Here is a 20,318-nt window from a genome sequence, read left to right on the forward strand (position 1 = left end):
GGCATCTGGGCACTCATGCCGCCCTCGCGATCCGCCCGCTTTGCAGGGCTTCCATGATGCGGTCGCGCGGGCCGTCGGCGACGACCTTGCCGCCATCAATGACCACCACGCGGTCGACCAGCGCCAGCAACGACGTCCGGTGGGTGACCAGCACCACGGTCTTGCCGGTGGTGAACTCGGCCAGGCGCTTGGTGATCGTCGCTTCGGTTGAAAAATCCATCGCGCTGGTGGGTTCGTCCAGCAGCAGCACCGGCGTGTTGTGCAGCACCGCGCGGGCCAGGCCCACGCTCTGGCGCTGCCCGCCAGACAAGCGCTCGCCGCGCTCGCCGACGTTCATGTCAAAGCCGTGCGGGTGGCGGTTGACGAACTCGGCCAGGCCCGCCACCTCGGCCGCGGCCACCACCGCGCCGTCGTCGGCGTAGGGCAGGCCGAAGGTGATGTTCTCGCGCAGCGAGCCGTAGAACAGCAGCACGTCTTGCGACACGCAGCCCACGTTCTTGCGCAGGTCGGCCGGGTCCAGCTGGTTCAGGTCGATGCCGTCGAGCAGCACCGCGCCTTCGCTCGGCCGGTACAGGCCCATCATCAGGCGCTGCAGCGTGCTCTTGCCCGAGCCCACGCGGCCGATCAGCGCCACGCGCTCGCCGGGCTTGATCTTCAGCGACAGGTTCTCGATCGCGTTGTCGGTGCGGCCCGGGTAGCTGAAGCTGACGCCGCGGAACTCGATCTCGCCGCGCAGCTTGGCGCGGTGGATGTAGGCCGTGCCCTCGGCCCGCTCGACCGGCTGGGCCATGATCTTCTCGAGCCCGCCCAGCGCGGTGCGCGCCCCCTGGTACTGCATCATCAGTGCCACGATCTGCCCGGCTGGCGCCAACGCGCGCGATGACAACATGCCGCAGGCGATCAGGCCGCCCATCGTGATCATGCGTTCGCCGATCAGGTAGACACCGGCCACCACGGTGACCACCGTCACCATCTGCACCGACCAGTTGGTGAAGTAGTTGGCCCCGGCCGACAGCGCCCGCATCTTCACGTTGGCCCCGGCCAGGAACACGTTGGCCCGCTCCCAGCGGGCCTGGATGGTGCTCTCGGCGCCTTGTGTCTTGATGGTCTCGATGCCGGTCAGCGCTTCGATCAGCGTGGCGTTGCGCGCGGCCGAGGCGCGGTAGGTCGTCTCGGCCAGCGCGTGCATCTTGGCCTGGATCATCCAGCCCGAGGCCAGCACCGCGCCGAAGCCCAGCACCACCGGGATCGCCAGCCACGGCGAGATGGCGATGATGACGAGCAGGAACAGCAGCGCAAAAGGCAGGTCGATCAGCGCGGTGACGGTGGACGAGGCGATCAGGTCGCGCACCTGCTCGAAGCCGCGCAGGTTCGAGGCGAACGAGCCGACCGACTCGGGCCGGTGCTCCAGCCGCATGCCCAGCACCCGTTCCATCAGCGTGGCCGAGATCTGCACATCGACCCGCGCGCTGGCCTCGTCGACAAAACGGCCACGCAGCTTGCGCAGCAGCAGGTCGGCGCCGAGCACCAGTGTCATGCCGATGGCCAGCGACCACAGCGTTTCGACCGCGGCGTTGGGCACCACGCGGTCGTACACGTTCATCGTGAAGATCGGGCTGGCGATCGCGAACAGATTGATCAGCGCGGCGGCCCACAGGATGTCGCGGTAGACGAAACGCTGCGACAGCAGGGCGCCCCAGAACCAGTGGCCCTCGCGCGTGGCCCGCACCTCGGGCGCGCGGGCGTCGAAGCGGAAATGCGGCCGCACATACATCACCAGGCCGGTGGCGCGGCGGGCCAGCTCGTCGGCGCTCAGCGTGACCGTGCCCTGGCCGGTCTCGGGCAGCAGCACGCGGGCTTCGCCGGCCTCCCAGCCGAGCAGGATGCAGGCCTTGTTGTCCTTCAGGATCAGGATCGCCGGCAGCGCGGCCGGCTCCACCGCCTCGGCGTTCGCACGCTCCAGCCGCGTGTACATGCCGGCGCGGGCGGCGGCGCGCTCGGCCAGGTCGAGCGTCAGGCGGCCATTGGCCAGCGGCAGGCCGGCGGCCAGCGAAGCGCGGGTGGCGCTGTGGCCATGCAGGCGGCAGATTTCGACCAGGCAGTCGAGCAGCGCGTCGGATTGCAGCAGGTCTTCGCGCAGGCGCTCGGTGGCCGGCGCGGGCGGGCGCTGCGCGGCCGCGTTGGCGGGCAACGGTGCGGCGGGCGGGGGCTGCGTGGTGTCGGTCATTGTTCTGTGTCGACGCAGGGCCGATCAACGGGGCCGCTCAGGCGATGTCGGCGCAGTGGATGCTGAACTGGCCGGCCTTGCGGTCAGCGAAATATCGGATCAGTGTCTCGCGCACGGTGCGAAAGGCCAACTCGTCCCAAGGGATTTCGTCTTCCCTGAACAACCGCGCTTCCAGCGTCTCGCTGCCGGGGTTCAGGTGCGTGTCGGTCATGCGGGCGCGGTAGAAGAAATGCACCTGGCCGACCCGCACCACATTCAGCACGGTGAACAGGCCTTCGAGTTCCACATGCGCGCCGGCTTCTTCGTCGGTTTCGCGCAGCGCACCTTCGGCCAGGGTCTCGCCCAGCTCCATGAAGCCGGCTGGCAGTGTCCACAAACCGTAGCGCGGCTCGATCGCCCGCTTGCACAGCAGCACCTGGTCTTGCCACACCGGCACCGTGCCCACCACGTTCAGCGGGTTCTCATAGTGGATGGTGGCGCAGTGGGGGCAAACGGCGCGTGGCCGGTTGTCGTCTGCGGGCACCACGTAGTTGACCTTGGTGCCGCAGGCGCGACAGTGAACGATGGTGCGGCCCGTGAACATGGTGGGGCAGTGTAATGGGGGCCCCAGGGCCGAGCAGGGCCCGTCGCTTCTTGCGCCACGTGCTTCTGCAGCCCAGCTTGTTCGCGGTGCCGTGGCATCATCAACCGACCAAGCCAGGCAGAGATTCATCATGACCTACGTGATCCAGCCGCCCGCCGTGGCCGCCGTGCCCGTCACCGACGGGCGTTCGTTCCCCGTCCACCGCATCTACTGCGTCGGCCGCAACTACGCCGAGCACGCCGTCGAGATGGGCCACACCGGCCGGGAGCCGCCGTTCTTCTTCATGAAGCCGGCCGATGCGGTGCTGCCGGTGGCCGATGGCCAGATCGGCCGCATGGCCTACCCCCCGATGACCAGCAACCTGCACCACGAAATCGAGCTGGTGGTGGCGCTCGGCGCCGGCGGGCGCGACGTGCCGGCCGAGCGCGCGGCCGAGCTGATCTGGGGCTATGCGATCGGGCTGGACATGACCCGGCGCGACCTGCAGAACGACATGAAGAAGCAAGGCCGGCCGTGGAGCATCGGCAAGGGCTTCGACCACAGCGCGCCGATCGGCCCCATTCACCCCATGGCCACCACCGGCGAACTGCTGAAGGGCGCGATCACGCTCGACGTGAACGGCCAGCGCCGCCAGACGGGCGACCTGTCGGACCTGATCTGGAGCGTCAGCGAGACCATCGCCACGCTGAGCCGCGCGTGGACGCTGGCCCCGGGCGACCTGATCTTCACCGGCACGCCGGCCGGCGTGGGCGCGGTGGTGGCGGGCGACCGGCTGGTCGGCGCGATCGACGGCCTGGGCCAGTTGCAGCTGGACGTCGTGCTGGCTGAAATCTGAATACAGGAGACCCCTTGATGGAACTCTTCAACTACTTTCGCTCGTCGGCCTCTTACCGCGTGCGCATCGCGCTGGCGCTGAAGGGCCTGGCCTACGACTACAAGCCGGTTCACCTGCAGAAGAACGAGCAGACGGCCGAGTCGTACTCGTCGGTGTCGGCTTCGCGGCTGGTGCCGCTGCTCAAAGACGGCGACGCCTACGTGCACCAGTCGCTGGCGATCATCGAGTACCTCGACGAGACCTACCCGGTGCCGCCGCTGCTGCCGAAAGACCCGCTGGCCCGCGCCCGCGCTCGCGCCCTGGCGCTGGACATTGCCTGCGAGATCCACCCGCTGAACAACCTGCGGGTGCTGCGCTACCTGGTGAATTCGCTCGGCGTCGACGAGGACGCGAAGAACCGCTGGTACAAGCATTGGGTGGAGACGGGGCTGGAGGCGGTCGAGCGCCAGCTGGCGGCCGCGCCCACGCGCTACTGCGTGGGCGACACGCCCGGCCTGGCCGACTGCGTGCTGGTGCCGCAGATCTTCAATGCCCAGCGCTTCGACTGCCGGCTGGACCACGTGCCGAACGTGATGCGGGTGTTCGAGGCCTGCATGAAGCTGGATGCGTTCGAAGCGACGCGGCCAGAGAAGTGCCCGGATGCCGGCTGAGTCCAACGTCCCGTACCTGGGCGCTGAAGGCCTTCCGCCTGAGGTGGGCGGTTTGATGTCGACGCGCCGTGGCGGGGTCAGCCGTGCGCCGTTCGACAGCCTGAACCTGCGCCCGGCCGGGCTGCGCGCAGACGCCGTCGACGAGCCGGCGGCGATCCACGAGAACCAGCGCCGTTTTGCCGGCTGGCTCGAGGGCGCGCAGCCGGTCTACCTGGACCAGGTGCATGGTGCGCGGGTCGTGCGGCTGACGCGGGCCGACCTGGCCAAGGGCCAGGATTTCGCGCAGGCCGACGCCAGCGTCACCACCGAGCGCGGCGTGGCCTGCACGGTGCTGGTGGCAGATTGCCTGCCGGTGCTGCTGGCGGCGCCAGCCGGGCATGCGGTGGGCGCGGCGCATGCGGGTTGGCGCGGGCTGGCCGGCGGGGTGGTCGAGGCGACGTTGGCCGAGCTGTGCGGGGCGGCGGGCTGCGCGCCGAACGAGGTCAGCGCCTGGCTGGGCGCCTGCATCGGGCCCGAGGCGTTCGAGGTGGGCGACGACGTGCGCGAGGCTTTCGGGCCGGGGGCGGTGGCGTTCTTCCGTCCGGGTGTGGCCGCGGGCAAGTGGTGGGCGGATCTGCCCGGCCTGGCCCGGCATCGGCTGCAGTTGGCCGGGGTCACGCAGGTCAGCGGCGGCCAGTGGTGCACCCACAGCGAGCCGGCGCGCTTCTTTTCGTTCCGGCGCGACCGGGTCACCGGGCGCCATGCGGCGGCGATCTGGATTCGGTAGCTCGCTGCTTGGCTTGAGAGCGTAGGGCGGTGTGCCGTGGTTGCGGCGGCAGGGCGGCGGCGGTGGCCCCGTTCTACGGCCTCTCGCGGGGCGCCGTAGGCGGTGCGCCTGCCGCGGCGTGATCGGCGCCGTGGTGCCCGGATGAGGTGGGGGCGACCGCGAATGGGGCCTCCGACCGGGGCCACCACCGCCACCCTGCTGGAGGCGTTGGTGGCGTGTCACGGTTCAACGTTTGGCGTTGTGCAGTGCACAACGTCATGTCGCGCGGCGCGCCTTCTCGTTAATCATCCCGCCCCTTGTCGGGCGGCGGTTCGGCCTGAGCGGCGGCCTCTTGCGCCTCGGCCTGTCGGCGCACCCATTTGCGGTGCGGCGTGTTCATCACATACAGCACGATGGCCAGCGGCAGCAGGCCATAAAGCGCCAGCGTGAACACGGCGCCCAGCACCGAACCCTGGGGCGATGTGGCCTCGGCCAGGCTCATCAGCACCACCACAAACATCCAACCCAGCGCGACAATGTGCATTTCAGGCAGTGATAAGTAATCTCACGTAACGAAAAATAGAGTCATCATGCGGTAAGCTGACGGCAGTCAAATGCCTGGGCGCCGCGACGTATTTCACGTGGCTGCCCCAGCCGAGCCGCGGGCCACCGCAAGGAGACAAACGCAGTGATTGGTAAGTCGCAGCAGCCCTCGTTGGAGGCACTTGGCGCCCTCGGTGCCCAGGCTCAAGCCCAGGCCGACGCTTTCGGCCACGCCGTGGGTGACATCTGGCGCTCATTCTCCGGCCTGACGCTGCCGCAGGCCTCGATGAGTGACTTGCAAGGCGAATACCTGAAGCAGGCGACCGCGCTGTGGAACGGCACGCTGGAGGCGTTGTCGACCACCGGTGCCGACGGGCACGACGGCAAGGCGCACAAGCCGGTGGGCGACCGCCGCTTCGCCGCCAAGGACTGGGCCGCCAGCCCCGGTGCGGCCTACACCGCGCAGATGTACCTGCTCAACGCCCGCACGCTGATGCAGATGGCCGAGAGCCTGCAAGGCGACGAGAAGACCAAGGCCCGCGTGCGCTTCGCGGTGCAGCAGTGGGTCGACGCGATGAGCCCCAGCAACTTCCTGGCGCTGAACCCCGAAGCCCAGCGCAAGGCGCTGGAAACGCGCGGCGAGAGCATCGCCCAGGGCATCCAGCACCTGGTGCACGACCTGCAGCAAGGCCATGTCTCGCAGACCGACGAGAGCGTGTTCGAGGTGGGCCGCAACGTGGCCACCACCGAGGGCACGATCGTCTTCGAGAACGAGTTCTTCCAGCTGATCGAGTACAAGCCGCTGACGGCCAAGGTGCACCAGCGGCCGATGCTGTTCGTGCCGCCGTGCATCAACAAGTACTACATCCTCGACCTGCAGCCCGAGAACTCGCTGATCCGCTACACGGTCGAGCAGGGCCACCGGGTGTTCGTGGTCAGCTGGCGCAACCCCGATGAGTCGATGGCCGGCAAGACCTGGGACGACTACATCGAGCACGCCGCGATCCAGGCGATCCGCGTGGTGCAAGAGATTTCGGGCGAAGACCAGATCGACACGCTGGGCTTCTGCGTCGGCGGCACGATCCTGTCGACCGCGCTGGCGGTGCTGGCCGCGCGTGGTGAGCAGCCGGCGGCCTCGGTCACGCTGCTGACCACGTTTGTCGATTTCGCCGACACCGGCATCCTCGATGTCTTCATCGACGAGGCCTCGGTGCAGGTGCGCGAGATGACGCTCGGCCCCGATGCGCCCAACGGCCCCGGGCTGCTGAAGGGCCAGGAACTGGCCACGACCTTCAGCTTCCTGCGGCCGAACGACCTGGTGTGGAACTACGTCGTCGGCAACTACCTGAAGGGCGAGACGCCGCCGCCGTTCGACCTGCTGTACTGGAACGGCGATTCGACCAACCTGCCGGGCCCGTTCTTCTGCTGGTACCTGCGCCACACCTACCTGCAAAACGAGCTGAAGCTGCCGGGCAAGCTGACCGTCTGCGGCGAGAAGCTCGACCTCGGCAAGATCGAATCGCCGGTGTTCCTTTATGCCTCGCGCGAAGACCACATCGTGCCGTGGAAGGGGGCCTACGCGTCGACGCAGGTCTTCAAGGGCAAGAAGCGTTTCGTGCTCGGTGCCTCTGGCCACATCGCCGGCGTGATCAACCCGCCGGCGGCCAAGAAGCGCAGCCACTGGGTCAGCGACAAGCTCAGCCCGAAGGCCGACGACTGGCTGGCCGGCGCGAAGGAAGTGCCGGGCAGCTGGTGGGGCGACTGGGCCCAGTGGCTCAAGGGCCACGCCGGCCCGATGGTGGCCGCGCCCAAGGCGCCCGGCAGTCGCAAGCACAAGGCCATCGAACCCGCCCCTGGCCGCTACGTCAAAGCCAAGGCATGACATGTCCATCCGGCGCCGCCAGGCGGCCGGATGGACACGAGTTTTGATATTCCCGCCCCCGTCCGCACTGTCCCGTTAGGAGATCCGCCCCATGACCACCGACATCGTCATCGTCGCCGCTGCCCGCACCGCCGTCGGCAAATTCGGCGGCTCGCTCGCCAAGACCGCTGCGCCGGAGCTGGGCGCGACCGTGATCAAGGCGCTGCTCGAGCGCAGCAGCCTGGCCGGCGAGCAGATCAACGAGGTCATCCTCGGCCAGGTGCTGACAGCCGGCTCGGGCCAGAACCCGGCCCGCCAGGCGGTCATCAAGGCCGGCCTGCCGCAGGGCGTGCCGGCGATGACGATCAACAAGGTCTGCGGTTCGGGCCTGAAGGCGGTGATGCTGGCGGCCCAGGCCATCCGTGATGGCGACAGCGAGATCATCATCGCCGGCGGGCAAGAGAACATGAGCCTCGCGCCGCACGTGCTGCCGAACAGCCGCGACGGCCAGCGCATGGGTGACTGGAAGCTGGTCGACACGATGATCAACGACGGCCTGTGGGACGTCTACAACCAGTACCACATGGGCATCACGGCCGAGAACGTGGCCAAGAAGTACGGCATCAGCCGCGAGATGCAGGACGCGCTGGCGCTGGCCTCGCAGCAGAAGGCCGCCGCCGCCCAGGAAGCCGGCCGCTTCAAGGACGAGATCGTCGGCGTGACGATCCCGCAGAAGAAGGGCGACCCGCTGGTCTTCGACGCCGACGAGTTCATCAACAAGAAGACCACCGCCGACGCCCTGGCCGGCCTGCGCCCCGCGTTCGACAAGGCCGGCAGCGTGACGGCCGGCAACGCCTCGGGCATCAACGACGGCGCCGCCGGCGTGGTGGTGATGACCGCCGCCAAGGCCGCCCAGCTGGGCCTGACGCCGCTGGCGCGCATTGCCAGCTACGCCAGCGCCGCACTCGACCCGGCCTTCATGGGCATGGGCCCGGTGCCCGCGGCGCGCAAGGCGCTCGAACGCGCCGGCTGGAAGCCGCAGGACCTGGACCTGCTGGAGATCAACGAAGCCTTCGCCGCGCAGGCCTGCGCCGTGCACCAGGAAATGGGTTGGGACACCAGCAAGGTCAACGTCAACGGCGGCGCGATCGCGATCGGCCACCCGATCGGTGCGTCCGGCTGCCGGATCCTGGTCACGCTGCTGCACGAAATGCAGCGCCGCGGCGCCAAGAAGGGCATCGCCTCGCTGTGCATCGGCGGCGGCATGGGCGTGGCGCTGACCGTCGAACGCTGAATGGTGCACCCGGTGGCGGGGTACCGTCACCACCCGCCGAGCGGGTGGCTCGGCCGCTCCGGAGCGGCCGGGCGCTGGCCGCGCCAGGGGAGGTGCATCCGGCACCTGCTCGGCGATCGTTAGGGCTAACACGGGCTGCCCAGCCGGGGACACACGCGCAATAGTGGGCGCACGGCCCCGGGACAAGCCCGGCATTCGTTGGAATCGCAATCAAGGAGAGACAGACATGGCACAGAAAGTGGCATACGTGACCGGGGGCATGGGCGGCATCGGCACGGCAATCTGCCAGCGCCTGCACAAAGAAGGCTTCAAGGTCATCGCCGGCTGCGGCCCGAGCCGCGACTTCACCAAGTGGCTGGACGAGCAGAAGGCGCAGGGCTATACGTTCTACGCTTCGGTCGGCAACGTGGCCGACTGGAACTCGACCGTCGAGGCCTTCTCGAAGGCGGTGGCCGAGCATGGCGCGATCGACGTGCTGGTGAACAACGCCGGCATCACCCGCGACCGCATGTTCCTGAAGATGACGCCCGAAGACTGGCACGCGGTCATCGACACCAACCTGAACTCGATGTTCAACGTCACCAAGCAGGTGGTGCCGGGCATGGTCGAGAAGGGCTGGGGCCGCATCATCCAGATCAGCTCGGTCAACGGCGAAAAGGGCCAGGCCGGCCAGACCAACTACTCGGCAGCCAAGGCTGGCATGCACGGCTTCACGATGGCGCTGGCGCAAGAAGTGGCCTCGAAGGGCGTCACGGTCAACACCGTGAGCCCGGGCTACATCGGCACCGACATGGTTCGTGCGATCAAGCCCGAGGTGCTGGAGAAGATCGTCGCGACGATCCCCGTCAAGCGCCTGGGCACGCCCGAGGAAATCGGCTCGGTCGTGGCCTGGTTGGCAGGCGAGGACTCGGGCTTCACCACCGGCGCCGACTTCTCGTGCAACGGCGGCTTGCACATGGGGTAAGGTTCGGCCCTTCGGGCGAACAACGAAGAGCGGCCTACGAGGCCGCTTTTTCTTTGTCGACCTCAGCTTTGGCGCCCAGACTTCCCCGGGGGGACCGTTCCTACCATGTTGCGAGCAATCATCCGCTGGGCCGGTGCCCTGACGCTGGCCGGCAGTTCGACCTTCGTGGTCGCCAAGGCGCCCGCGGCACCGCCGCCGAATCCGCTGCTGGCCCCGTGGGCAGGCCCCTACGGTGGCGTGCCGCCGTTCGACCAGATCCGCACCGAGCATTTCGCGCCGGCGCTGATGGCCGGCATGGCCGAGCAGCGGCGTGAGATCGCGGTGATCACCGCCAACAAGGCGGCGCCGACCTTCGACAACACCGTGCTGGCGCTGGAGCGATCGGGCCGGTTGCTCGAGCGGGCGAAGGTGCTCTACGGCGTGTGGACCGGCTCGTTGAGCACCCCCGGCTTCCAGCAGGTGCAGCGCCAGATGGAGCCCAGGCTCGCGGCGTTCGAAGACGAGTTGACGCAGAACGCCCGTCTGTTCGGCCGCATCGAGGCGGTCTACCAGTCCGACGAGATGCAGCGCCTGACACCCGAGCAGCAGCGGCTGGTCTGGTCGTACCGCACCAGCTTCGTCAAGCAAGGGGCACGGCTGGGCCCGAAGGACAAGCAGCGCGTGGCCGCGATCAACCAGCGCCTGGCCGTGCTGGCCACCGATTTCAGCCAGAACCTGCTGGCCGACGAAGGCGGCCAGGGCCTGGTGATCACCGACGCGGCCGACCTGGCCGGCCTGAGCGCTGGCGACATCGAGGCCGCCGCGCAAGAAGCCAGGCAACGCGGCATGCCGGGCCGCTGGGTGATCGCGAACACGCGCTCGGCGATGGAGCCGTTTTTGAGCCGGTCGCCCAAGCGCGCGCTGCGCGAAAAGGCCTGGCGGCTGTTCGTGAACCGCGGTGACAACGGCGACGCACACGACAACAACAAGATCGTCACCGAGGTGCTGGCATTGCGGGCCGAGCGCTCGGCGCTGATGGGCTTCAAGACCTACGCGCACTGGAAGCTCTCGGACACGATGGCGCAGGACCCGCAGGCCGCGCTGGCGCTGATGCTGAAGGTCTGGGGCCCGGCGGTGGCGCAGGTCGACCAGCAGGTGGCCGACATGCAAAAGTTGGTCGACGCAGAGAAGGGCGGCTTCCAGATCCAGCCCTGGGACTACCGCTACTACGTCGAGCAGCTGCGCAAGGCCCAGCTCGATTTCAACGTCGACGAGTTGACGCCGTACCTGCAGCTGGACAAGTTGCGTGACGCGATGTTCTGGGCCGCGGGCCGGCTGTATGGCCTGCGCTTCGAGCCGGTGCACGATGTGCCGGTGTTCCACGCCGACGTGACCGTCTACCGCGTGCTCGGCAAAGATGGCGAGCAGGTTGGCCTGTGGTATTTCGACCCCTACGCACGCGAAGGCAAGAACTCAGGCGCCTGGATGGACAGCTATCGGCCGCAGAACCGGCTCGATGGCGACGTGCGCCCGATCGTGTCGAACAACTCGAACTTCAAGCGCGGCAAGGCCGGCGAGCCGGTGACCATCACCTGGGACGACGCGGTCACGATGTTCCACGAGTTCGGTCATGCGCTGCACGGGCTGTGCTCGAACGTGACCTACCCCAGCCTGGCGGGGCCCAACTCGGTGCTCGACTTCGGCGAGTTCCCGTCGCAGGTCAACGAATACTGGTTGCCGACGCCGCCGGTGCTGGCGATGCTGGTGAACCAGGCCGGCCAGCCGCTGCCGAAGGCGCTGGTGGACAAGATCGAGCGCAGCCGCAATTTCGACAAGGGGTTCTGGAAGCTCGAGTTCCTGGCCTCGGCGCTGCTGGACATGAAACTCCACCTCGAAGGCGCCAAGCCGGTCGAGCCGCGCGCGTTCGAGAAGGCCACGCTGCGTGAGCTGGGCATGCCGAGCGCGATGGTGGCGCGCCACCGCATCCCGCAGTTCGGCCACGTGTTCTCGGGTGATGGGTATGCGGCCGGCTACTACGGCTACCTGTGGGCCGAGGTGCTGTCGCACGACGCGTTCGATGCCTTCGTCGAAGCCGGTGACCCGTTCGACCCGGTGGTGGCCAAACGTTATCTCGACACGGTGCTGTCGGTCGGCAACACGGTCGATCCGGGCCAGGCTTTCCGCAACTTCCGTGGGCGCGATCCCGAGGTGGGCGCGTTGCTGCGGGCGGATGGGTTTGCGCCGGCGGTTGTGACGGCCAAACCGGCGCACTAGCTAGCCTTGGTCTGCTGAGCTTGGCTTGGTGATGGTCGCTTGGTGAGGTTGTGGCGGCAGCGCGGTGGCGGTGCCCCCGTCCTGCGGCCGCTCGCGGGCCACAGTCGAGGTGAGCCGCCGGCAGCCGCATCAACACCGTCGTGCCCTTGCGCCGTTGGGGCGACCGCGAATGAAGCCTACGGCCGGGGACACCACCACCGCCCTGCAAGCACCGTCATAGGCGTGGCACGCCGTTGCCCGCCGCAGGTGTACTTGGGGCGGGAGGTTCGGGGCGTTTTCGGAGGCCTTCATTCGCGGTCGCCCCAACCGCCGCAAGAGAACACGGCGCAGACCGCGCCGCGGCCGGCACGCCAGCGACGGCTCCCCGCGAGCGGGCCGCAGAAAACGCCCCGGGCCTTCCGCCCCTCGCGATGGCCACGGCAGGGCACCCGCATTTGAGCGCCCTGGCCAAGCCCCACAACGACTCCTACTACTTCACGGCGTGCGTCTCATCCAGGCTGCTGCTCGGTAGAAACGTCGTGCCGTCGGTCGGCAGGTAGCGCGCGGTCACCGTCACCTCGCCGGGCCTCGCAAAGGTCGTTGTCCACTGGGCCGTTCCCTTCTTGTTCAACGCGACAGGCAGATCCAAGTCCTCGCCGTTGACGCTGAACTGCACCCAGCCGGTCGGCACGCGTGGCTTGCCGCTGGTCGCGCTGATGGCGACCTTCGCCGAGAAGCTTGCCACCTCACCCGGCGGCGTCGGGTCTTTGGCGTCGATGATGGTCGTGGTCGTCGCGCCGGTCACGATCTGCTGGGCCAGTTGGTAGGTCTTGACCAACCCCGGCTCACCGGTGACCCGCACATCGAAGACGCAGTTCGCATTGGCATCCTTGCCGGTGACGGGCCGGCACAGCTCGACCGCGGTCGGCTTGTCGATGGGCTTGGCGGGGATGTCGTCCGAGCCCGCGATCAGGCAGGGCGGCGATTCGAGCGGCCAGGCATCGAAGGTGAAGGTGTGGGTCGACGTGCCCGGCGCGTAGTCGAACAGGCTGCTCGCGTCGGTCACGCGCCAGGCATCGGCGAAGGTTTCGTTCAGATCGACATAACGGTCATGCAGCGCCACAGGCCGCAGGCCCAGCGAGCTGCCGTCGGGCAGGGCGGGCAGCCAGCTGCCCGGCTTGATCGCGCCGAGGATGCCCTCGTTGGCCGGCGTGCGCAGCACCTTCACGGTCAGGTACCACTTGGCCTGCGAAGCCCACCAGTTCTGCACTACGCTCAAGACCGTGCCGTTGGGGAAATCGATCTCGATGCCATCGCCGACCGGTGCCTTGGCGACGCGGCCGCCCGGCGGCAGGTTGATGCCCGGCGCACCGAGCGTCGTCAACACGCCGTCCACGCGCAGCTGCATGCCGCCCGAGTTGGGGATGGGGTCGGGCTGGTAGGTCACACGGTGCGACCCCACGCGGGCCGCCACCGCGGTGTTGAGGCTTACGCAGGACGCCAGGCCCGAGTACGCGCTGACCGGCGGGTTCATCGTCGTCTGCACCGGCGTCTGGCGGGTCTGGATCTCCATGCCATTGCCTTCGCGCAGCGCCACGAATTCGCCGGCGCTCTGGAAATCGTAGTGAATGCCTTCGACCGTGGTGAGGTGGGGGTCGCCGTCGGTCGCGCCGTCGGCCACCGAACCGTAATGCAGCAGCTCGTTCGGTGAGCCGAACGGCAGGCCGATCAGGCCGGGCCAGCCGGCGGTGGTCGAGATGTCGTTGTCGTTGGTGTGCAGCTGGGTCCACACCATCGCCGGCGTGTCCAGCGGGTGGGTCTGCAGGTAACGCGCCACCACACCGGCCACGTGCGGCGCGGCCATCGAGGTGCCGCTGATGGTGTTGGTGGCGGTGTCGTTGGTGTTCCAGTCCGAGGTGATGTTGACGCCCGGCGCGTAGAGGTCCAGGCAGGGTCCGTAGTTCGAGAAGGCGGCCACCACGTCGTTCGTTGGGTCGGTGGCGCCCACGGTGAAGGCCGAGGGCTCCATCGCCGGCGAGAAGCCGCAGGCGTTGGCTGACGAGTTGCCGGCCGCCACCGTGTAGACCACCCCGCTGGCCACCGAGTTGGCCACCGCCGTGTTGAGCGAAGGCACCACCGCGGCGACGCCCAGGCTCATGTTGGCCACCGCCGGGTGGATCGCGTTGTTGGTCACCCAGTCGACCCCGGCGATCACGCCCGAGACCGTGCCCGAACCGCTGCAATCCAGCACCCTCACCGCATGCAGGTTGACCAGTTTGGCGATGCCATAGGTGGCGCCGCCGACCGTGCCGGCCACATGGGTGCCGTGGCCGTGGCAGTCGTTCGGGTCGGGCGCGACGGCGGTGAAATCGAGCGTCGCCCGGCCACCCAGGTCGGCGTGGGTGGCGCGGATACCGGTGTCGATGACGTAGGCATGCACGCCGGTGCCGGTCTCGCTGTAGGTGTAGCGGTTGTCCAGCGCCAGCAGGCGCTCGCTCGTGCGGTCCAGGCCGGTGGGCGGGCTGAGCTGGATGGTGTCGAGCGACACCGCCTGGTCGGCGTCGATGTAGTCGACCTTCGGGTTGGCGCGCGTGGCCTCCAGCGCGCTCGGCGGCAGCATCGCGCTGAAGCCGACCAGCGCCTTGGTGTAGGTGAAGCCGATGACCCCGCCGTTCAGCCGGGCCGTCTTCTGGGCGGCCTTGACGTCGCTGTTCGTCGAGCCGGGCTTGAAGACGACGACGTACTGGTCTTGCAGTGCCCCGGCGCGCCGCTGGCCGACCAGGGGCGCCAGGCGGGCCTGCGAGGCCGGCTTCGCGCCGGTTGGGGTGGGCGCGCCAGCGGCCGGCGTGGCAGCTGCGGCGCAGCCCAGGGCCATGAAGCACGCGACCGCCAGGCCAATGTGCGAACGGGTCGCGACGAATCGGCGTTGAGAGAAAGCAGCCATCCTCTTACCTCCCGGTGAATGCCTGAAAGTCCAGGCGACGCAGGTAAGAACGGGCTGGGCGGCCCAAATCCGGACATCTGGCCCATTACTTCTGTGTGGCCAGCTGCTCGAGCCACGGCCGAGACGGCGGCTACTCGACGATGCCGGCCAGGAAGAACTTGATCAGCCCTTTGGCGGCAAAGCCGACCAGCCCCACGCCCAGCCCCAGAAACAACACGAATGTGCCGAAGCGGCCGGCCTTCGATTCGCGCGCGAGCTGCAGAATGATGAACACCATGTAAAGCATGAAGGCCGTCAACCCGAAGGTGAGGCCGAAGTTCGCGATCTGCTCTTCGGTGAAACCGAACATCAGCCGCGCTCCGCCCAGTGCCCTGTCCCGCAAATAACTGTCATTGCGACGGGCCGCAATGGGGATGATCGCGAGGCGCTGAGCCGGGCAGATACCTCGTGGTATCTGCCCGGCTTGGCGGCGCTGCGAGCGCCCCATTTCGGCCGGCCCGAAGGGTTCGACCAGATGGCGCGCTCGCGCGCCCGGCCATCAGGGCAGATACGCTGGGTATCTGCCCAGCCGTCCGGACGCACGATCATCACCATCTGGTCGAATCTCAATGACAGCTATTTGCGGGACAGGGCACTAGCCTGCAGCAGGTCGCTGTAGGCATGCCAGCTCGCATGGGCCAGCCAGGGCAACACGATCACCAGCCCCAGCATCGCGGTCGCCATGCCCAGGCCGGTCAGCAGCAGCACCAGCATCGCCCACAGCGCCATCGGCACCGGGTGCTCCAGCACCGCGCGCCAGCTGGTGAACACCGCGCCGAGCACGCCGACGCGGCTGTCCATCAGCAGCGGCAGCGTCATCACGCTGGACGCGAACACCGGCGCGGCGAGCAGCGCGCCCAGCGCCAGCCAGGCCTCGAACAGCAGGCCGTGGTCGGCCAGCACGACCAGGCGAATGAAATCCGCCGGCCGATTGACCTGGCCCGGCAGCGCGCCGGTGATCAGCGCGGCCGAGGTCAGCACCCAGCCGGTGCCGGCCAGCGCCAGCAGCAGCCCGAAGGTCACCAGCCGGTGGTCGCGCGGCACCCAGGCGTCGATCACCGTGTGCAGGTCGGCCCGCTCGCCGCGCTCGATCGCCCGGCTGACGGCGTACAGGCCGGTGGCCAGCACCGGTGCCACCAGCAAGAAGCCCGAGAACGCGCCCGCCAGCCACCAGAATTGGTGGCGCGCTTTCCAGAACAGCAGCGCGCCGAAGCCGGCCAGCACCAGGCCGTGCAGCAGGCCGGGCAGCGGGCAGGCCATCAGGTCGTGCCAGCCGCGCGCCAGCCAGCCCAGCGGGCGCAGCGCCGGGATGCGGCGCACGCCAAAGCTGCGCGATTCGCGCAGCGCCTGTTCGGTGAATCGGTTCGGCATGGGGCGCCATGCTCGCAGAGTTGCGGCCGGGCGCGCTTGATGCGCGACAAATGCGGCCGCGCGGCCAGTCGCTCTTCGCGTCAGCGGGCCATCAGCTCGCGCGCCGCGGCGGCGAGCGTGGCGGGTGCCGCATCGGGCAGCGCCAGGTGGTGCGGGGTGTGCGTGGCGTGGGTGGCCTTCAGCGCGTGGTCGTACAGCGGGTCGTAGTGCTGCTGCGTCAGCTCGCCCAGCAGCGTGTCCCAGTCGCCCGCATGGGCCTGGGCCTGCCAGCGCGCCACGCTGGCCTTGCCGCGCAGCTCGGTCAGGGCCTGCAGGCGCTCGCACAGCGTGGCCACGTCTTCCATGAAGAAGGCGTAGTCCTCACGCAGCAGCCGCACGCGCGCGGCCTGCGCCAGCTCCACCATCACCGGCGTAGTGCTGCCGCGCAGGCTGGCGAGCAGGCTGTCGGGCAGCTGCAGTTGCCCGATGCGGCGGCTTTCGCTTTCGACGTAAACCGGTTGCTCGGCCTTGAAGCCGCGCAACACCTGCCACAGCCGCGTCTCGAAGTGCTTCTGGGTCGGTTGCGGCTGGCCCGGCAAGCCGCCGAGCACCGAGCCGCGGTGGGCGGCCAGCGCTTCGAGGTCCAGCACCTGCGCGCCTTCGGCGGCCAATGCGCCCAACAGGCGGGTCTTGCCGCTGCCGGTGCGCCCGCCGAGCACGCGCCAGCTGAAGCGCAGCGGCAGCTCGGCCAGATCGTTGCGCACCACGGCGCGAAAGGCCTTGTAGCCACCCTGCAGCTGGCGGGTGCGAAAGCCGATCTGCGCCAGCACGATCGCCAGGCTGCCCGAGCGCTGCCCGCCCCGCCAGCAGTAGATCAGCGGCCGCCAGTCGCGCCCTTGCGTGGCGACCTGCTCGTCGATGATGCGGGCGATGTTGCGCGAGACGATGGCCGCACCGCGTTTGCGCGCCTCGAAGGTCGAGACCTGGGTGTAGATGGTGCCGACCTCGGCGCGCTCGGCGTCGTCGAGCACCGGCCAGTTCACGGCGCCGGGCAGGCGGTCTTCGGCAAACTCCGACGGCGAGCGCGCGTCGACGATGGTGTCGTAGCCGTCGGGCGCGGCCATAGCCTCGGCGGCCGTGATGGTGTTCAGGCTCATCGCGGCGTCACGGGGTCATCGCGATCGCGTCGAGCAGCTCGCTCTCGATCTGCAACTGCAGCTTGGGCTGTTGCAGCGCCGGGCCACTGACGAGGAAGGTGTCTTCCACCCGCTCGCCGAGCGTCGACACCTTGGCGAGCTGCAGGTTGATCTCGTGCTTGCCCAGCACGCGGGCGATCGCGTAGAGCAGGCCCGAACGGTCGCTGGTGCTGACCGACAGCAGCCAGCGCTGGCCGCGTTCATCGGGCCGCAGCGACACGCGCGGCTGGATCGGGAAGCTCTTGACCCGGCGCGACACCCGGCCGCGGCTGGGCAGCGGCAGCACGCCGGTCGAGGCCAGCGCCTCGGCGGCCTGGGTCTCGACCAGCGAGATCATGTCGCGGTAGGCACTGGCGGCCTGGCTCTCGGCGTTGGGGTTGACGACCTGGAAGGTGTCCAGCGCGTAGCCGGCGCGGGTGGTGTGGATCTTCGCGTCCTGAATCGAGAAGCCGGCCGAATCGAAGTAGCCGCAGATGCGGGCGAAGAGATCGGGGCAGTCGGGCGAGAAGACCAGCACCTGCAGCCCTTCGCCGATCGGCGACGGCCGCGCGCGCACGATCGGTACGCGGGTCTCGATGTGGCGCCACAGCGCGCGCGCATGCCAGGCGATCTCGGTCGCGTCGTGGCGGGCGAAGTAGCTCACGTCGAGCGTCTTCCACAGCGGCTGCTCGGTGCCGGGCAGTGCCGAGTGCAGCGCGAGGATGTGCTGCGCCTCTTGCTTGCGCGCCTCGATCTCGGCGTCGGCGTTGGGCGAGCCGCCGCCCAGCGCCCGCAGCGTCAGGCGGTACAGGTCTTCGAGCAGCTTGCCTTTCCACGCGTTCCACACCTTGGGGCCGGTGCCGCGGATGTCGGCCACGGTCAGCAGGTACAGCGCGGTCAGGTGGCGCGCGTCGCCCATCTGGCGGGCGAACGCGGTGATCACGTCGGGGTCGGACAGATCCTCCTTCTGCGCCACCCGGCTCATCGTCAAATGGTGGCGGACGAGGAACTCGGCCAGCTCGGTGTCGGCCGCGTCGAGGCCATGGTCGCGGCAGAAGCGGCGCACCTCGGTGCCGCCGAGCTCGGAGTGGTCACCGCCGCGGCCCTTGGCCACGTCGTGAAAGAGCGCGGCGATGTAGAGCACCCACGGCTTGTCCCAACCCGCGGCCAGCTGGCTGCAGAACGGGTACTCGTGCGCATGCTCGGGCACGAAGAAGCGCCGCACGTTGCGCAGCACCATCAGGATGTGCTGGTCGACCGTGTAGACGTGGAACAGGTCGTGCTGCATGCGGCCGACGATGCGGCGGAAGACCCACAGGTAGCGCCCCAGCACCGAGGTCTGGTTCATCAGCCGAAAGGCGTGTGTCTGCCCCTCGGGCTGGCGCAGCATGTCCATGAACAGCTCGCGGTTCACCGGGTCGCGCCGGAACCCCGAGTCCATCACGTTGCGGGCGTTGTAGAGCGCGCGCAGCGTGCGGGCCGACAGGCCCTTGATGCCGGGGGTCTGCTGGTAGACGAGGAACGTTTCGAGGATCGCGTGCGGGTTCTCGGTGTAGAGGTCGTCGCGCGCCACCTCCAGCATGCCGGCCCGGTCGAGGAAGCGGGCGTTGATCGGCCGCATCGGCACGGCCTCGGTGCCGTTGACCCGCTCCTCGATGTTGAGCATCAGGATCTGGTTGAGCTGGGTGACCGCCTTGGCCGCCCAGTAGTAGCGGTGCATCAGCACCTCGGACGCGCGGGTGCCCCGGTCGCCCTCGTAGCCGAAGCTCTGCGCCACGGCGGTCTGCAGGTCGAACACCAGCCGGTCTTCGCGCCGGCCGGCCACCATGTGCAGCCGGGCGCGGACCAGCTTCAGCGTGCCTTCGTGGCGCTGCAGCTGCTTCACCTCGAAGGCGGTGATCAGCCCCTTGGCGGCCAGCTCGCTCCAGGTGCGGCCCAGGCCTGCGGCACGGGCCACCCACATGACGACCTGCAGGTCGCGCAGACCGCCGGGGCTTTCTTTGCAGTTGGGCTCGAGCGCGTAGGGGGTGTCTTCGTACTTGACGTGTCGCTGGCGCATTTCCAGCGACTTGGCGCGCAAGAAGGCGCGTGCGTCCATCACCTCGGTGTTGGCGTGACGAAAGGCGTTGAACAGGCGCCGCGAGCCGCAGAGAAAGCGGCTTTCGAGCAGCGCGGTCTGCACCGTCACGTCCTTGCGCGCTTCGGCGATGCAGTCTTCGATCGTGCGAACCGAAGAGCCGATCTCCAGCCCGATGTCCCAGCAGGCGGTGATGAAGCCCGACAAGGTGGCGTGCGTGGCGGGGTCGTCGGCCGCGTGCACCATCGTGGGCGGCAGCAGCACCAGCACGTCGACATCGGAATGCGGGAACAGCTCGCCCCGGCCGTAACCACCCACGGCCAGCAACGCGGCGCCGGTGGGCATGCCGCTGGCTTGCCAAAGCTCTTGCAGCGTGGCGTCCACATGCCGGGCCAACGCGCGCAGCAGCTTGGCCACGCTCGTGGTGGTGGGGCGCGAGCTGCGGAAATGCTCGATCAGCTCGGCCTTCCCACCACGAAAGCGGTCGCGCAGCGTGGCGACGCAGGGGGCGGGCTTCTCGGCGGGGGCGTCCAGAGGGGCCATGTCAGCGGATCCGTGGTGTCCGGTTCCGGTCAGTAAGTGAGGCGGCGCGGGCCGAGTGAGCTGTTTGTGTCCGGGCTCCGCCCCCCGTCAGCAGCCGGGGGCTGCTGCCTCCTCCTGATACTTCGCTGCACCAGTCACCCCATACCCTCGGCAGGCAAGGTGTTCTGCCACGCGTTGGTGAGGCAAGGCGGTGCCGATCAGGATGGCGGGGTGCTCTGCGCAGTGAGGTAAAGGAGGAGCCGGCAGCCGCAGGCTG

15 protein-coding genes are annotated in these 20,318 nt (G+C 68.8%); 7 read left to right on the forward strand and 8 right to left on the reverse strand.

From position 1 onward, the window contains the following. Positions 1–13: 13 nt before the first annotated feature. On the reverse strand, positions 14–2,227 hold the full coding sequence (locus ACE3SG_RS21350) for a type I secretion system permease/ATPase (RefSeq protein ID WP_374568231.1): 2,214 nt from the start codon (positions 2,225–2,227) through the stop codon (positions 14–16). Positions 2,228–2,264: 37 nt separating this feature from the next. Further along, positions 2,265–2,810, reverse strand: a complete 546-nt coding sequence (locus ACE3SG_RS21355) for an NUDIX hydrolase (RefSeq protein ID WP_374568232.1) — start codon at positions 2,808–2,810, stop codon at positions 2,265–2,267. 130 nt (positions 2,811–2,940) lie between these two features. Between ACE3SG_RS21355 and ACE3SG_RS21360 the strand changes: the two genes are divergently transcribed. Genes ACE3SG_RS21360 through pgeF form a run of 3 tightly spaced genes read left to right on the forward strand, consistent with a single transcriptional unit; the run spans position 2,941 to position 5,061 of the window. Further along, a complete protein-coding gene (locus ACE3SG_RS21360; RefSeq protein ID WP_374568233.1) occupies positions 2,941–3,645 on the forward strand; it encodes a fumarylacetoacetate hydrolase family protein in 705 nt (234 codons plus the stop codon). Positions 3,646–3,662: 17 nt separating this feature from the next. Continuing rightward, positions 3,663–4,295: a maleylacetoacetate isomerase gene (gene maiA, locus ACE3SG_RS21365; protein ID WP_374568234.1), complete on the forward strand. Its 633-nt coding sequence runs from the start codon at positions 3,663–3,665 to the stop codon at positions 4,293–4,295. A gap of 55 nt (positions 4,296–4,350) precedes the next feature. After that, complete coding sequence (gene pgeF, locus ACE3SG_RS21370) at positions 4,351–5,061, forward strand: peptidoglycan editing factor PgeF (RefSeq protein WP_374568235.1); 711 nt, start codon at positions 4,351–4,353, stop codon at positions 5,059–5,061. Between the two features lie 280 nt (positions 5,062–5,341). On the opposite strand, the gene ACE3SG_RS21375 is transcribed toward pgeF, so the two are convergent. Further along, positions 5,342–5,584 carry a hypothetical protein gene (locus tag ACE3SG_RS21375; protein WP_374568236.1) on the reverse strand — a complete coding sequence of 81 codons (243 nt, stop codon included), beginning with the start codon at positions 5,582–5,584 and terminating at the stop codon, positions 5,342–5,344. Between the two features lie 285 nt (positions 5,585–5,869). Between ACE3SG_RS21375 and phaC the strand changes: the two genes are divergently transcribed. The 4 genes from phaC (at position 5,870) to ACE3SG_RS21395 (ending at position 11,955) form a co-directional block, all read left to right on the forward strand. Beyond that, complete coding sequence (gene phaC, locus ACE3SG_RS21380) at positions 5,870–7,465, forward strand: class I poly(R)-hydroxyalkanoic acid synthase (RefSeq protein WP_374568237.1); 1,596 nt, start codon at positions 5,870–5,872, stop codon at positions 7,463–7,465. 91 nt (positions 7,466–7,556) lie between these two features. After that, complete coding sequence (locus ACE3SG_RS21385; protein ID WP_374568238.1) at positions 7,557–8,738, forward strand: acetyl-CoA C-acetyltransferase; 1,182 nt, start codon at positions 7,557–7,559, stop codon at positions 8,736–8,738. A 226-nt stretch (positions 8,739–8,964) separates the two neighbouring features. Next, positions 8,965–9,702 carry an acetoacetyl-CoA reductase gene (phbB, locus tag ACE3SG_RS21390; protein WP_374568239.1) on the forward strand — a complete coding sequence of 246 codons (738 nt, stop codon included), beginning with the start codon at positions 8,965–8,967 and terminating at the stop codon, positions 9,700–9,702. A gap of 105 nt (positions 9,703–9,807) precedes the next feature. Further along, positions 9,808–11,955 carry a M3 family metallopeptidase gene (locus ACE3SG_RS21395; protein ID WP_374568240.1) on the forward strand — a complete coding sequence of 716 codons (2,148 nt, stop codon included), beginning with the start codon at positions 9,808–9,810 and terminating at the stop codon, positions 11,953–11,955. Between the two features lie 469 nt (positions 11,956–12,424). On the opposite strand, the gene ACE3SG_RS21400 is transcribed toward ACE3SG_RS21395, so the two are convergent. From ACE3SG_RS21400 to ACE3SG_RS21420, 5 genes are all read right to left on the reverse strand, one after another. Continuing rightward, positions 12,425–14,878: a S8 family serine peptidase gene (locus ACE3SG_RS21400; RefSeq protein ID WP_374568241.1), complete on the reverse strand. Its 2,454-nt coding sequence runs from the start codon at positions 14,876–14,878 to the stop codon at positions 12,425–12,427. Between the two features lie 130 nt (positions 14,879–15,008). Next, positions 15,009–15,230, reverse strand: a complete 222-nt coding sequence (locus ACE3SG_RS21405) for a DUF2788 domain-containing protein (protein WP_374568278.1) — start codon at positions 15,228–15,230, stop codon at positions 15,009–15,011. Positions 15,231–15,493: 263 nt separating this feature from the next. Continuing rightward, positions 15,494–16,288 carry a DUF2189 domain-containing protein gene (locus ACE3SG_RS21410; RefSeq protein ID WP_374568242.1) on the reverse strand — a complete coding sequence of 265 codons (795 nt, stop codon included), beginning with the start codon at positions 16,286–16,288 and terminating at the stop codon, positions 15,494–15,496. 80 nt (positions 16,289–16,368) lie between these two features. After that, positions 16,369–17,424 carry a tRNA 2-selenouridine(34) synthase MnmH gene (gene mnmH, locus ACE3SG_RS21415; RefSeq protein WP_374568243.1) on the reverse strand — a complete coding sequence of 352 codons (1,056 nt, stop codon included), beginning with the start codon at positions 17,422–17,424 and terminating at the stop codon, positions 16,369–16,371. Positions 17,425–17,431: 7 nt separating this feature from the next. Next, positions 17,432–20,062 carry a [protein-PII] uridylyltransferase gene (locus tag ACE3SG_RS21420; RefSeq protein WP_374568244.1) on the reverse strand — a complete coding sequence of 877 codons (2,631 nt, stop codon included), beginning with the start codon at positions 20,060–20,062 and terminating at the stop codon, positions 17,432–17,434. Between the last annotated feature and the right edge of the window lie 256 nt (positions 20,063–20,318).

The sequence above is a fragment of the Ideonella sp. genome, from assembly GCF_041914305.1.
Lineage (GTDB): Bacteria > Pseudomonadota > Gammaproteobacteria > Burkholderiales > Burkholderiaceae_C > Ideonella.

Excerpts from the sequence above, each read along its gene's own strand:
- ACE3SG_RS21350 (WP_374568231.1), bottom strand. The coding sequence starts at position 2,227 with ATGACCGACACCACGCAGCCCCCGCCCGCCGCACCGTTGCCCGCCAAC.
- ACE3SG_RS21355 (WP_374568232.1), bottom strand. The coding sequence starts at position 2,810 with ATGTTCACGGGCCGCACCATCGTTCACTGTCGCGCCTGCGGCACCAAG.
- ACE3SG_RS21360 (WP_374568233.1), top strand. The coding sequence starts at position 2,941 with ATGACCTACGTGATCCAGCCGCCCGCCGTGGCCGCCGTGCCCGTCACC.
- maiA (WP_374568234.1), top strand. The coding sequence starts at position 3,663 with ATGGAACTCTTCAACTACTTTCGCTCGTCGGCCTCTTACCGCGTGCGC.
- pgeF (WP_374568235.1), top strand. The coding sequence starts at position 4,351 with ATGTCGACGCGCCGTGGCGGGGTCAGCCGTGCGCCGTTCGACAGCCTG.
- ACE3SG_RS21375 (WP_374568236.1), bottom strand. The coding sequence starts at position 5,584 with ATGCACATTGTCGCGCTGGGTTGGATGTTTGTGGTGGTGCTGATGAGC.
- phaC (WP_374568237.1), top strand. The coding sequence starts at position 5,870 with ATGAGTGACTTGCAAGGCGAATACCTGAAGCAGGCGACCGCGCTGTGG.
- ACE3SG_RS21385 (WP_374568238.1), top strand. The coding sequence starts at position 7,557 with ATGACCACCGACATCGTCATCGTCGCCGCTGCCCGCACCGCCGTCGGC.
- phbB (WP_374568239.1), top strand. The coding sequence starts at position 8,965 with ATGGCACAGAAAGTGGCATACGTGACCGGGGGCATGGGCGGCATCGGC.
- ACE3SG_RS21395 (WP_374568240.1), top strand. The coding sequence starts at position 9,808 with ATGTTGCGAGCAATCATCCGCTGGGCCGGTGCCCTGACGCTGGCCGGC.
- ACE3SG_RS21400 (WP_374568241.1), bottom strand. The coding sequence starts at position 14,878 with ATGGCTGCTTTCTCTCAACGCCGATTCGTCGCGACCCGTTCGCACATT.
- ACE3SG_RS21410 (WP_374568242.1), bottom strand. The coding sequence starts at position 16,288 with ATGCCGAACCGATTCACCGAACAGGCGCTGCGCGAATCGCGCAGCTTT.
- mnmH (WP_374568243.1), bottom strand. The coding sequence starts at position 17,424 with ATGAGCCTGAACACCATCACGGCCGCCGAGGCTATGGCCGCGCCCGAC.
- ACE3SG_RS21420 (WP_374568244.1), bottom strand. The coding sequence starts at position 20,062 with ATGGCCCCTCTGGACGCCCCCGCCGAGAAGCCCGCCCCCTGCGTCGCC.